Genomic DNA, 12,580 nt, shown 5'->3' with positions numbered 1-12,580 from the left:
TGCTATACTAATAGAATTATTGTGTATAGGAGGCTAAATATGATTAGTGATCTAAAAGGAGAAGCACTAGATTCATTAGAAGGGAAATGGGGATTAGCAGTCGGAGCCACATTACTTATTTCTGTTATAATGATCACTTTTAACTTTATTGTTGATTTTTCGTTTACACAAATTTTGGGTTGGGAAGATATGAAAAACTCCATGATAGTAGATATTATTACAACTTTTATGGTAGGTCCATTAACGTTAGGTGGCTATTATTTAGCGCTACATATAATTGGAGAAAAAGACGCGCGTATTGGGCATATATTTAGATGGTTTACAGCAGGAAGTAAGTTTATAAAGTCATTTTTATTATATATAGTAGTGAACATTTATATTTTCTTATGGTTTTTACTATTTATTATTCCAGGCATCATTAAATCATTCTCTTATGCGATGACGTACTTTATAATAAATGATCATCCTGAGTATTCCATAAATCAAGCTATTACAGAAAGCCGTCGTATGATGGATGGGCATAAGATGGAGTATTTCATTTTATGTTTAAGTTTTATCGGTTGGTTTATATTGAGTTGTATTACGTTAGGGATTGGATTCTTATGGTTAATTCCATATTTCTACACAACATCTGCGGCTTTTTACGAAGAAATCGCAGAAGAATATTATGAGAAAAAAATTTAGCACTATAAAACCCCCAGTATGAATTATTTGTTCATACTGGGGGTTTTTTGTAGAAACTTTATAAATTGATTACTAGTAAGTGGTTTACTGAAATAGTAACCTTGCATATATTTACAGTTATGTTTTTGCAGAAACTTAAGCTGTTTTTCGGTTTCAATTCCTTCGGCAACGACTGAAAGATTTAAAGTATTTGCGAGGGAAAGGATTGTAGAAACGATGGCTCGTTCTTCAGGACGATGATCGGCTAATTGTGTGAATTCTCTCGGTACTTTTAATGTGTCGATTGGAAAAATTGATAAATAAGCAAGAGAAGAATACCCAGTACCGAAGTCATCAATGGAAGTTTGGATACCGTATTCTTTTAATTGCTTCAGTCTTAATAACGTTTCTTTCTCGTCAATCATTGCAATTCTTTCTGTTAACTCAAGTGTGACATATTTTGGGTCGACGCTTACGTTGTTTAATATTTGTGAAATGTTTTCGATTAATTGATCTTGTCGGAACTCTTTTGCGGATAAATTAACACTTATTTTTAAATTTTGGTAGCCAAGGATATGCCATATTTTTAATTGGAGACAAGCTTCTTGTAATACCCAATGTCCAAGTGGGACTACTTGTGGCGTCTCTTCTACAATTGGAATAAACTCACATGGTGAAATATCACCTAATAGTGGGTGTTTCCAACGTATTAAAGCTTCAGCGCCGATGATTTTATTTGTTGTCGTATCAATTTGTGGTTGATAGACGAGATGAAATTCTTTGTTTACTAAAGCAATTGGCAGATCTTTTTCAATTCGAGCTTTTCGTTCCATTTTTTTATATAGTTCTTTCGTGTAAAGAGAGCTACCGTTTTTTCCTTTATTTTTTGCTTCGTACATGGCCATATCAGCATGCTGCAAAATGGATAGCGGATCTTCACCTGCTTCAGGATATATTGCAATTCCGATACTCGGTGAGATTTGTAAATGTTGATTTTCGATTTCAAATGGCTCATTCATGGCCGCTACAATTATATCAGCCATTTTTTGGACATCTGGCTTTTTTTTGTAATTTTCGATAAGGATTGTGAACTCATCTCCAGCTAGCCGCGCGAGTTTCATATTTGATGTTGATATTCTTTCGAGCCTTTTTGCTACTGCGATGAGCAATAGGTCTCCTACTCGATGACCGAGGGTATCATTAATAACTTTAAAACGGTCTAGGTCGAGAAACATAACAGCAAAAGGCTTTTTCGATATTTTTGCTCGTGCAATTGCCTGTTCCAAATGTTGATGAAATGCACGACGATTTGCAAGCTCTGTTAAAGTATCATGGTATGCTAGAAAATTAATCTGTTCTTGCTGTTGTTTGCTTTCCGTAATATCTTTAATCATTAAATAAACCCCAGAAATTTTCTCTTTTAAAAAGATCGGTACGGCGGTAACGTGCAAGTAGTAAATATCTCTGTTTTTATGATACGCCCGTATTTCTAAAGAGATAGAATGTCCCTTTTTTACACGATGAAAGGAGTTAATCATTTCTTCTAAATCTTCTTCGTATATGAGTGAATAGTAAGGCTGGTTTAATAATTCATTCGTTTGATAACCGAGTAAAGTAGTACCAGCGTTATTTACTTTGAGAAAATTGCCGTATAAATCTAATGTGAAGATTGGATCTGGATGATGCTCGTATAAAGATTTAAACATTTGTTGATTATGATAGAGTTCATTCTTCTGTTCTACTAAATCTTCTGTACGTAGTTTAATTTGTTTCTCGAGTTCTGAGTTGAATTGCATTTGAGCTAGCAATAATATTTTATTTTGTTTTCGAACTAAACTATGACGTATGAGAACGAAAGAGAAAGTTATTATAAGACCAATTACTATAATAGGCCCAAAGACGTATTCAACTAATATAAAAAGAATAAGTGTTATTACTGAAATATAAGGCAATGATAATCGGATTGATTCACCAATTTTAGGTGTTAGTAGTACTTGCTCTTGTTTTTCAGGTTCTTTTGTATGGAGAATACAGGCGATTGCTACTAGTACTAAGGTTACTTGATAGAAAGGAGTAACTGTAAACATAGAATACTCTGGTATGAAGTATTTTATATAAGCATAAATCGCATCTATAGTAGCATATAAAATTAAAGCACTGCTAAGAAGCGCACCAACCTTTTTAGGTAATAAGGATAGTGGTTTGAATAAAAGATTGATTCCTATTAAGAGAAAGAGTAAATCAACCATTGGATAGGTAAGTTGAACAAATATGTCGATATAGGATGTTGTAAAAACGTGAATGGTTCGTTCAATAAGTAAGTAGTAACTTAAAGTAAATTGGGCTGTAACGATAATACAAATATCACATAGCATAAAAAGTTTTTCTAATAAATCTCGGTTATAAATGATTTCGTATAGAAAGGCAAATGCAAAAGTAACTAAAAAAAGTAAGTAAAAAAAGTCAGATGGATCAACGAACGTATAGAAGTCCTTTACAATTAAACGCTGATAGGCAACGACTATATCACCGATAAAATAAGAGAGAGCTCCAACGGATAATATAATCCAAAATAAACGAGATAGCCCTTCTTTCATGTTTGAAAAGTAAAGTATATAACTACAAGCGATAATATCAATTAATAGGGTACTCATTCCGATTAATAGCTGAAAAGGAAATGAATATTCATATAGAAAAGGCATCGCTACGTAGTGAATCGTTATAGACAGCAATACAATGCTTATAAGAATACTTACATGTGTTTGTTTTTTCATTTATATCACCTACGGTTTCTTGAAAAGCGTATATAAGTTTTATATTTATTTTGCACAGTTATAGCGAGTTGTAAAAATAGATTTTAATAATTCTTGTTTCTGTCTCCCAACATATCGACATAGGAATTTGAAGTTTGCTATAATGATTAGAATAGTTGCATTATTTAGAAAAATTTAAAAATAATAATTACTGCAACTAGGACATATTGTTTACTATGTGAACTTGTTCTTAATTTAGGGGGGAGGGTTTCACAATGGCAAGTGTATATGAAAATAGTTATATGATCGTTTTGATTTTCTTGCTATTAGGTATATTGCTGCCGGTAGTGGCTCTTACATTAGGAAGGATGCTGCGCCCAAATAAGCCAAGTGCAGCAAAGGCGACGACGTATGAGAGTGGAATTGAGCCGTTTCATGATGCAAATATTCGGTTTCATGCTCGTTATTATATTTTCGCTTTATTGTTTGTGATCTTTGATGTAGAAACTTTATTTTTATATCCTTGGGCTGTTGCGTATGACAAGCTAGGTTTATTTGCATTAATTGAAATGCTCATCTTTGTTGTAATGTTGCTAGTTGGATTAGCGTATGCTTGGAAAAAGAAGGTGTTACAATGGTTATAAATTTTGAGGAATTACATCCAAATGAGCGAGTAGAATTAGAACGAAATATCTTTTTTTCTACATTGGAGCAGTTGAAAGGATGGGCGAGGAGCAATTCTTTATGGCCAATGACATTCGGACTGGCGTGCTGTGCAATTGAAATGATGGGAGTAGGCTCATCACATTACGATTTAGATCGATTTGGGTCATTTTTTCGGACTTCACCAAGACAATCGGACGTCATGATTGTATCGGGAACAGTAACGAAGAAGATGGCTCCTATTGTTCGGCGCTTATATGATCAAATGCCCGAACCGAAATGGGTTATTGCGATGGGATCTTGTGCGACAGCAGGTGGTCCGTATGTAAATTCATATGCTGTTGTGAAAGGTGTAGACCAAATCGTACCAGTTGATGTGTATATTCCTGGTTGTCCCCCAAATCCGGCTGCATTAATTTATGGAATTAATAAATTAAAAGAAAAAATTCGTTACGAAGCAAAGACCGGGAAGCAGGTGACGAATAAATGAGTAATCCAAACAAAGACTTAGAGGATCTGAAAAAAGAAGCAGCTAGGCGTGCAAAAGAAGAAGCGAGAAAACGCCTTGTAGCGAAACAAGAGGCGGAAATAAGTGAGCTGGAGGCAGAAAATCAAGAAAAAGAGAAAGCGCTACCAAAAAATAATGATATTACTATAGAAGAAGCAAAACGACGTGCAGAAGCGGCGGTGTTAGCGAAGCAGAAAAGAGAAGGAACAGAAGAGGTAACGGAAGAAGAAAAAGCGAAAGCAAAGGCAGCAGCAGCGGCAGCAAAAGCAAAAGCGGCGGCGTTAGCGAAGCAGAAAAGAGAAGGAACAGAAGAAGTAACGGAAGAAGAAAAAGCAAAGGCAAAGGCAGCGGTAGCAGCAAAAGCAAAAGCGGCGGCGTTAGCGAAGCAGAAAAGAGAAGGAACAGAAGAGGTAACGGAAGAAGAAAAAGCGAAAGCAAAGGCAAAGGCAGCGGCAGCAGCAAAAGCAAAAGCGGCGGCGTTAGCGAAGCAGAAAAGAGAAGGAACAGAAGAAGTAACGGAAGAAGAAAAAGCGAAAGCAAAGGCAAAGGCGGTGGCAGCAGCCAAGGCAAAAGCGGCAGCATTAGCGAAGCAGAAAGCTTCGCAAGGTGATGGGGATTCGGGAGATGAAAAGGCAAAGGCAATTGCAGCAGCAAAAGCGAAAGCAGCAGCGGCTGCAAGAGCGAAGACAAAGGGAGCTGAAGGTAAGAAAGAGGATGAGCCGAAGCGGGAAGAAACGTCCGTAAATCAGCCGTATTTAAATCAGTATGTTGAGGCTATTAGGGAGAAGGTAGGAGAGGGTGCATTAGTAGATTCCTACATTAATAAACTGTCAAAGGATGTGCCGACTCTTGTGGTGGATCCCGAAAAATATTATGAAGTGATGGAGTCACTGCGATTCCATGAAGGACTTGCTTTTGATTACATGTCAGAGCTACATGCGACGGATTTTGTGACACATATGGAAGTATATGTTCATTTGTTTTCATATGGTAAGAAACAATCGGTAGCGGTGAAGGTAAAGCTAGACCGGGAAGAACCGCAAGTTGAATCTGTGACAGCGCTTTGGAAAGGGGCTGACTGGCCGGAGCGAGAAGCATACGATTTGCTCGGCATTGTATTTAAAGGGCATCCGAATTTAACGCGTATTTTAATGCCAGATGATTGGGTAGGACATCCGCTTAGAAAAGACTATGAACCGTATGATGTGGAGGTGTAGCTATGATCCGTACGGAAGAGATGCTTTTGAATGTAGGACCTCAGCATCCGAGTACACATGGTGTGTTCAGGCTCGTAATTAAGATTGACGGGGAAATTATTAGAGAAGCTACACCGGTTATTGGGTATTTGCATCGCGGGACGGAAAAAATCGCTGAGAGCTTACAGTATACGCAAATTATCCCTTATACAGATCGAATGGACTATTTATCAGCCATGACGAATAATTACGTCATTTGCCATGCTGTAGAGACGATGATGGGACTTGAAATTCCGGAGCGTGCCGAATACTTGCGAGTACTTGCGATGGAGCTAGGGAGAATTGCAAGCCATCTCGTTTGGTGGGGGACGAATCTTCTTGATATAGGAGCGGTCAGCCCGTTTTTGTACGCGTTTCGTGAACGAGAGATGATTATAAATTTATTAAATGAATTATGCGGGGCACGGCTTACTTTTAACTATATGAGAGTTGGCGGTGTGAAGTGGGATGCGCCAGATGGTTGGATTGAAAAGGTGGAAGAGTTTGTTCCGTATATGAGAGAGCAATTGGCAGGTTATCATGATCTTGTTAGCGGTAATGAGATTTTCTTAAATCGTGTGAAAGGCGTTGGTATATATAGCGCGGAAGAAGCGATTTCGTATTCTTTAAGCGGAGCAAATTTGCGGTGCACTGGAGTAAACTGGGATCTTCGCAAAGACGAGCCGTATTCGATTTATGATCGTTTTGATTTTGATATTCCTGTTGGAAGCGTGGGAGATGCTTGGGATCGCTACGTTTGCCGAATGCAAGAAATCGAGGAGTCTTTAAAGATTGTTGAGCAAGCAGTTCAGCAGTTCCCAAAAGATGGAGCAGTGCTGGCAAAAGTACCGAAAATTATTAAGGCACCTAAGGGAGAAGCGTTTGTACGTATCGAATCGCCGCGCGGAGAGATTGGTTGTTACATCGCTAGTGACGGAAAGAAAGAGCCGTACCGTTTGAAGTTTCGTAGGCCATCTTTTTATAACTTGCAAATTTTACCGAAGTTATTGAAAGGTGAAAACATCGCTAATTTAATTACGATTTTAGGTGGAGTTGATATTGTACTTGGGGAGGTTGATGGCTAATGATTGAGACGCTCTTACAATCACCTTCAAGCTGGACGAATTTCTTCATTTTTTTCGGATTAGCGGTGCTTCTACTATTTGCAGTCCTTGGCTTCGTTACATATGGAATTTTGGCAGAACGGAAAGTGATGGGGTTTATGCAAGGGCGGATTGGACCAAACCAGGTTGGAGGCCGATTCGGTTTACTGCAAACGGTAGCTGATGTTTTAAAACTATTATTGAAAGAAGATAGTATTCCGAAAGCAGCAGATAAACCACTGTTTATATTAGCGCCTGTCATTGCATTTGCGCCAGCATTTATGGTGCTGGCAGTTATCCCGTTCACTGATAAATTTCAATTTGCCGATATTGGAGTCGGGCTACTTTATTATATCGCTGTTTCCGGTATTACGACGATAGGTGTTGTAACTGGGGGATGGGCATCGAATAATAAATATTCCCTTTTAGGAGGGATGCGTGCGGCGGCGCAAATGATTTCTTATGAGATTCCGCTCGTAATGAGTGTAATTGGTATCGTGTTGTTAGCTGGTAGCCTGAATTTAAATGAGATTGTAGCGGCGCAGGAGAAGGTTTGGTACATTTTCGTGCAGCCAATTGGCTTCGTCGTTTTCTTAATTGCAGCAGTTGCAGAGTTAAATCGGACGCCATTCGATTTGCCAGAAGCGGAGTCAGAACTTGTTTCTGGATATCATACGGAATACTCAGGTTTTCGCTGGGCGTTTTTCATGCTTTCAGAGTACGTATATTTCTTCGGGATGGCATCGTTAATTACAGTGCTCTTTTTAGGCGGATGGAATCCAGTCATGTTTCTTGGATTTATCCCAGGTGCCGTATGGTTTGCTTTGAAATTTAGCAGTGTAGTCTTTCTATTAATTTGGTTCCGCGTTACGTTCCCGCGTATAAGAGGTGACCAGTTAATGGAGTTTGGATGGAAAGTATTATTGCCGATTGCACTTGCAAATATTTTCTTAACGGCATTGATTAAGGAGTTATTCTTCTAATCTATGAGGGGGGTGCCAGTAAGAGATGAAGGGACTATTTAAAGGATTAAAATATACACTAAGTAATTTGAGCAAGAAGAAGGTAACGTATGATTATCCAAATCAACCGTTGCCGTTGCCAGACCGTTTTCGGGGGATTCAAAAATTCTATCCGGAGAAATGTATTGTTTGTAATCAATGCTCTAACATTTGTCCGACAGACTGTATTCAGTTAACAGGAAAGAAACATCCGGATCCTACGAAAAAAGGAAAAATTATCGACACGTATGATATTAATTTTGAAATTTGTATTCTTTGTGATTTATGTACAGAAGTTTGTCCGACAGAGGCGATTGTCATGACAAATAACTTTGAGCTCGCGGAATATTCACGTGATGACTTATTTAAAAATTTGCAGTGGCTTGACGAAAACGACGAAAACGTCAGGAAGGAGAATAAGGCATGAATGGCGAGTTTGTAGCATTCTTTATACTATCCTTGACTGCAATTATCGGCGGTGTTCTTATGTTGAACTTAACGAAAGTTATGCACATGATGCTAGCTCTCGTTCTAACATTTCTCAGCATTGCAGGTTTGTATTTTCTTTTATCAGCCGAATTTATAGGCGTTGCACAAATTTTACTTTACTCTGGTGCAATCACAATTATTATGATTTTCGGCATTATGTTAACGAAACATAACGCGGAAAATGAATCGCGTCTTACTCTTCGAAAATGGATTATCTTCTTTGCGGTTGTAGCATTTGGAGCGGTTATGTATTTCGCTGTTAATAATATTGATTTTGCAAATGAGAGCACACAAGGAAGTTTACCTCTCCATGAAAACAACACACTTCAAATCGGTACGCTTCTCTATTCAAAATATATTATCCCATTTGAACTAACTTCAGTTATTTTACTTGTAGCACTCGTTGGCGCGATTATACTTGCGAAAAAGGACGAGAAAGAGGAGGATTCCAATGAGTAGCGTTCCGGCTTCTGCATATTTAACACTTGCGATTATTTTGTTTTGCATCGGCCTATTTGGAGCTTTAACAAAGCGGAATACAGTAATCGTATTAGTTTGTATCGAATTAATGCTAAATGCTGCTAATTTAAACTTAGTGGCGTTTAGTAAATTAGGCTTATTTCCGAATTTAACAGGTCAAATTTTCTCACTGTTTACGATGGCTGTAGCGGCAGCGGAAGCGGCGGTAGGACTCGCTATTTTAATTGCTTTATATCGTAATCGTACGACAGTTCAGGTGGATGAAATGGATACGCTCAAAGGATAGCATTGTGACCGAAAAAGGGGGAAGGAAACAATGATCGATTATGCATGGCTCATACCGCTTTTCCCACTCGTTTCGTTTTTGTTACTTATTATATTCGGGAAGAAAATTAGAGAAGGAAGCAGTGTACTTAGTATTTTTTTCGTCTTTCTCTCCTTTATACTTGCGGTACTTGTGTTAATAGAAAGATTTTCAGAAGCAAGCGTGAAGCATAAGTGGGTGTGGCTTAGAGCTGGAGATGTGGATATATCATTTGGCTTTGAAGTGACTGCATTAGGAGCTTTAATGTTGTTTATCGTTACGCTTGTGAGTCTGCTTGTACATGTGTATTCGAAAGGTTATATGAAAGGTGATGAACGATTACCAACCTTTTACGCATATTTAGGACTCTTTACATTTGCGATGTTAGGGCTTGTTATATCAACGAATTTATTACAGCTTTATATATTTTGGGAATTAGTTGGCCTTGGCTCATTTTTACTTATCGGTTTTTATTTCTTTAAAGAAGAAGCGAAGACTGCTGCAAAAAAGGCTTTTATTATGACCCGTATTGGGGATGTTGGTTTATTTATCGGGATGATTTTAATTTTTTGGTACGCAGGTAGTTTTGAATATGACGCAATATTTAGGGCGATTTATACAGGGGATCTACCTCCTTACATGATTACAATAACGGCGATATTAATTTTTATCGGGGCGATGGGGAAATCAGGTCAGTTCCCGCTTCACACGTGGTTGCCAGATGCAATGGAGGGGCCAACGCCCGTGTCGGCACTTATTCACGCGGCGACGATGGTTGCAGCGGGCGTATATTTAGTAGCGACGATGTTTCCATTATTTTCGGCAAGTGCGGTAGCGATGCAGACAGTGGCAATTGTCGGAGCTTTCACTGCAATCTTTGCGGCCTCTATCGGCCTTGTACAAACAGATATAAAGAGAGTACTTGCTTATTCTACAGTTAGCCAGCTCGGGTATATGATGCTCGCGTTAGGTTCTGCTGGTTATGTAGCTGGTATATTCCATTTGACGACACATGCTTTTTTTAAAGCACTACTATTTTTGGCAGCAGGAAGTGTAATTCATGCCGTGCATACGCAAAACATTAACAAAATGGGCGGTTTACAGAAGAAGATGAAAGTAACTGGTACGCTATTTTTGATAGGTACACTTGCAATTAGTGGGGTTCCACTCCTTTCTGGGTTCTTTAGTAAAGATGAAATTTTGGCTGCGACTTGGATGAATGGTAATTACTTTTTATTCGTATTAGCAGTACTTGCGGCATTCTTAACGGCATTTTACATGTTTCGTCTATACTTCCTTGTCTTTATTGGGGAAGCGAAGACGAAGGAAGATGTGCATGAGTCGCCCCGCATTATGACGTATCCAATGATTGTTCTCGGCGTTCTCGCAGTAGTGGCAGGATATATAAATACACCATGGTTTGGGACGTTTCTCGGAGATTGGTTGACGAAAGATGTAGGGTTTAAGGTTGAAGAAGCGCATGGACCAGTTTGGATTATGATTGTTGCGACGCTCGTTTCATTTGCGGGAATCGCTCTTGCATATTCCATATATGGCAAGAAATCAATTTCTAGAGAGTGGGCTGGGGGTACGGGAACCTCGCTTTATAATCTTTTGAAAGAAAAATATTATGTGGATGAACTATACAACATGACGGTGATCCCTATTACGAAAGGAATCGCTCGTGTGCTTCGCTTATTTGAAGTGTATGTAGTCGAAGGAATTGCAGTTTTAATTGCAAGTGTAGTTAAAGGCACAAGTAACCTTGGCTCGAAACTTCAAAACGGGAATGTACAAGTGTACGGTACTGTAACGGCGGTTTCGCTCGCTGTACTCGTCATTATTTTGCTCTATACGGGAGGGGATTTACGATGAATGATTTGTTGTTAACGTTCTTCATTTTTTCCCCGCTTTTAGGAATTTTATTGCTTGTATTAACACCGAAAAAGGAATTGCGTACAGTGCGGGCGCTTGGCTTATTTGGGACGGCACTTCCATTTGGAATCGCCATCGTCCTCGCTTGTACATATGCTTCTGGAAAGAGCTTGTCACTATTTGATGAAAAGGTGAAATGGATTAAGTTCGGAGATTTTACAGCGGTGGATAAAAGGTGGTTTTCTATTTATTACGAGCTCGGTATTGATGGTTTGTCGCTTGTCATGATGGTACTGACGGCTCTTCTAGCGATGCTTGCAGCAATTGCAGCCTTTTCTATTAAAAGCAATTTAAAAGCATTTTATATGCTGTTACTCATGCTAGAAATAGGGATGCTCGGCGTCTTTGCTGCTCAAAATTTAATGTTGTTTTTTATCTTCTTTGAAATTACGTTGCCACCCATGTTCTTATTAATTGGGAAGTGGGGAAAATTGTCGAGTGAAAAGGCTGCTTATAGTTATTTAATATATAACGGTATTGGCTCAGCTATTTTGCTCATTGTTTTCTCAATTTTGTTCGCGAAAACAGGTACAACAAATATTGTGGAGCTGAAAGAGATATTAAGAAGCGTAAGCGCAGGGGGAGAACTCGTCATCCCAAGTAGCTTGCAGCTTGGTGTATTTATTGCCATAATGATTGCCTTTGCAATTAAACTACCTGTTTTTCCGTTGCACCGCTGGATGGTCAATGTACACATAGAAGCGCATCCAGCTGTAGTTATGCTTCATGCGGGTGTTTTGTTAAAGATTGGAGCGTACGGTATTATTCGCTTCGGGAAAGGGTTATTCCCGGAATATTTTCACGATGTTGCAACGCTAATTGCGATATTAGGCGTAATTAATTTATTATACGGTGCCTTTTTAGCGCTCATCCAAACGGACTTTAGGAAAGTACTCGCTTACTCTAGTATTTCGCATATGGGAATTGTATTAATGGGACTTGCGTCACTTAATGCACCTGGTACACAAGGAGCGCTATTCCAAGTTGTATCACATGGTTTAATTGCAGCCTTGCTCTTCTTCTTGCTAGGTGTTATAGAACAACGATTTGGAACTTCGGATATTACGGTGCTAGGCGGACTTGCGAAAAGTGTACCGATACTTAGCGGATTCTTTTTAGCAGGAGGAATGGCATCACTTGGATTACCAGGGATGTCTGGGTTTGTTAGTGAATTTCTTGCCTTTCTCGGTTTATTTCAAGGAGAGCCCGTCATTGCTGCAGTCGGTGTGATTGGCATCATTTTAACCGCTGTATACGTATTAAGAGCGACACTTCAAGTGACATTTGGAAAGAAAGAATGGGAAGCAAAATCTGATATACACGGATGGGAGTACGTCCCTGTTTTACTACTTATCTTTTGTATTATTGCAATTGGGGTTATGCCAGAGATACTAGGGGATCCGCTTCAAAATACATTGAAAACATTGGGGGTGAAGTAGGATGGAT

At 38.9% G+C, this 12,580-nt stretch carries 12 protein-coding genes; 11 read left to right on the top strand and 1 reads right to left on the bottom strand.

All coding sequences use genetic code 11. The annotated features are described in order from the left end of the window. The first annotated feature begins 39 nt into the window (after window positions 1-39). Window positions 40-684: a DUF975 family protein gene (locus BCG9842_RS26250; protein WP_000622477.1), complete on the top strand. Its 645-nt coding sequence runs from the start codon at window positions 40-42 to the stop codon at window positions 682-684. A 23-nt stretch (window positions 685-707) separates the two neighbouring features. Here the strand turns inward: BCG9842_RS26250 and BCG9842_RS26245 are convergent, their stop codons facing one another. Next, window positions 708-3,437, bottom strand: coding sequence for a putative bifunctional diguanylate cyclase/phosphodiesterase (locus BCG9842_RS26245; RefSeq protein ID WP_000744994.1), 2,730 nt, complete (start codon window positions 3,435-3,437; stop codon window positions 708-710). 254 nt (window positions 3,438-3,691) lie between these two features. On the opposite strand from BCG9842_RS26245, the gene nuoA reads away from it, so the two are divergent. The 10 genes from nuoA to BCG9842_RS26195 are packed head-to-tail and all read left to right on the top strand — an operon-like array spanning window position 3,692 to window position 12,573. Continuing rightward, window positions 3,692-4,060, top strand: coding sequence for an NADH-quinone oxidoreductase subunit NuoA (gene nuoA / locus BCG9842_RS26240; RefSeq protein WP_000179273.1), 369 nt, complete (start codon window positions 3,692-3,694; stop codon window positions 4,058-4,060). Next, window positions 4,051-4,569 (top strand): NADH-quinone oxidoreductase subunit NuoB, encoded by a 519-nt coding sequence (gene nuoB / locus BCG9842_RS26235; protein WP_000236332.1) that lies wholly within the window; start codon window positions 4,051-4,053, stop codon window positions 4,567-4,569. The genes nuoA and nuoB overlap by 10 nt, the downstream gene beginning before the upstream one ends. Then, window positions 4,566-5,804, top strand: a complete 1,239-nt coding sequence (locus BCG9842_RS26230) for an NADH-quinone oxidoreductase subunit C (RefSeq protein ID WP_000070268.1) — start codon at window positions 4,566-4,568, stop codon at window positions 5,802-5,804. Before nuoB ends, BCG9842_RS26230 begins: the two co-directional genes overlap by 4 nt. A gap of 2 nt (window positions 5,805-5,806) precedes the next feature. After that, the gene (gene nuoD, locus BCG9842_RS26225) at window positions 5,807-6,907 is read left to right on the top strand and encodes an NADH-quinone oxidoreductase subunit NuoD (RefSeq protein WP_000621463.1); all 1,101 of its coding nucleotides are present in this window, start codon (window positions 5,807-5,809) and stop codon (window positions 6,905-6,907) included. Continuing rightward, window positions 6,907-7,908, top strand: a complete 1,002-nt coding sequence (gene nuoH, locus BCG9842_RS26220; RefSeq protein ID WP_000573426.1) for an NADH-quinone oxidoreductase subunit NuoH — start codon at window positions 6,907-6,909, stop codon at window positions 7,906-7,908. The genes nuoD and nuoH overlap by 1 nt, the downstream gene beginning before the upstream one ends. A gap of 25 nt (window positions 7,909-7,933) precedes the next feature. Continuing rightward, window positions 7,934-8,353, top strand: a complete 420-nt coding sequence (gene nuoI / locus BCG9842_RS26215) for an NADH-quinone oxidoreductase subunit NuoI (protein ID WP_000677191.1) — start codon at window positions 7,934-7,936, stop codon at window positions 8,351-8,353. Further along, window positions 8,350-8,874 carry an NADH-quinone oxidoreductase subunit J gene (locus tag BCG9842_RS26210; protein ID WP_001012827.1) on the top strand — a complete coding sequence of 175 codons (525 nt, stop codon included), beginning with the start codon at window positions 8,350-8,352 and terminating at the stop codon, window positions 8,872-8,874. The genes nuoI and BCG9842_RS26210 overlap by 4 nt, the downstream gene beginning before the upstream one ends. Further along, complete coding sequence (nuoK, locus tag BCG9842_RS26205) at window positions 8,867-9,181, top strand: NADH-quinone oxidoreductase subunit NuoK (RefSeq protein ID WP_000100079.1); 315 nt, start codon at window positions 8,867-8,869, stop codon at window positions 9,179-9,181. The genes BCG9842_RS26210 and nuoK overlap by 8 nt, the downstream gene beginning before the upstream one ends. Before the next feature lie 30 nt (window positions 9,182-9,211). Continuing rightward, window positions 9,212-11,074, top strand: a complete 1,863-nt coding sequence (gene nuoL, locus BCG9842_RS26200) for an NADH-quinone oxidoreductase subunit L (protein WP_000568237.1) — start codon at window positions 9,212-9,214, stop codon at window positions 11,072-11,074. After that, window positions 11,071-12,573: an NADH-quinone oxidoreductase subunit M gene (locus tag BCG9842_RS26195; RefSeq protein ID WP_000998944.1), complete on the top strand. Its 1,503-nt coding sequence runs from the start codon at window positions 11,071-11,073 to the stop codon at window positions 12,571-12,573. The genes nuoL and BCG9842_RS26195 overlap by 4 nt, the downstream gene beginning before the upstream one ends. Window positions 12,574-12,580: the final 7 nt, after the last annotated feature.

This window comes from Bacillus cereus G9842 (genome assembly GCF_000021305.1).
GTDB classification, from domain to species: Bacteria; Bacillota; Bacilli; order Bacillales; family Bacillaceae_G; genus Bacillus_A; species Bacillus_A thuringiensis_S.
The sequence above is the reverse complement of the archived record's forward strand: the minus strand, read 5'-3'. Positions and strand labels throughout refer to the sequence as shown.

Bases quoted from the DNA above. Each gene is read 5' to 3' on its own strand.
- BCG9842_RS26250 (WP_000622477.1), top strand. From the start codon at position 40: ATGATTAGTGATCTAAAAGGAGAAGCACTAGATTCATTAGAAGGGAAA.
- BCG9842_RS26245 (WP_000744994.1), bottom strand. From the start codon at position 3,437: ATGAAAAAACAAACACATGTAAGTATTCTTATAAGCATTGTATTGCTG.
- nuoA (WP_000179273.1), top strand. From the start codon at position 3,692: ATGGCAAGTGTATATGAAAATAGTTATATGATCGTTTTGATTTTCTTG.
- nuoB (WP_000236332.1), top strand. From the start codon at position 4,051: ATGGTTATAAATTTTGAGGAATTACATCCAAATGAGCGAGTAGAATTA.
- BCG9842_RS26230 (WP_000070268.1), top strand. From the start codon at position 4,566: ATGAGTAATCCAAACAAAGACTTAGAGGATCTGAAAAAAGAAGCAGCT.
- nuoD (WP_000621463.1), top strand. From the start codon at position 5,807: ATGATCCGTACGGAAGAGATGCTTTTGAATGTAGGACCTCAGCATCCG.
- nuoH (WP_000573426.1), top strand. From the start codon at position 6,907: ATGATTGAGACGCTCTTACAATCACCTTCAAGCTGGACGAATTTCTTC.
- nuoI (WP_000677191.1), top strand. From the start codon at position 7,934: ATGAAGGGACTATTTAAAGGATTAAAATATACACTAAGTAATTTGAGC.
- BCG9842_RS26210 (WP_001012827.1), top strand. From the start codon at position 8,350: ATGAATGGCGAGTTTGTAGCATTCTTTATACTATCCTTGACTGCAATT.
- nuoK (WP_000100079.1), top strand. From the start codon at position 8,867: ATGAGTAGCGTTCCGGCTTCTGCATATTTAACACTTGCGATTATTTTG.
- nuoL (WP_000568237.1), top strand. From the start codon at position 9,212: ATGATCGATTATGCATGGCTCATACCGCTTTTCCCACTCGTTTCGTTT.
- BCG9842_RS26195 (WP_000998944.1), top strand. From the start codon at position 11,071: ATGAATGATTTGTTGTTAACGTTCTTCATTTTTTCCCCGCTTTTAGGA.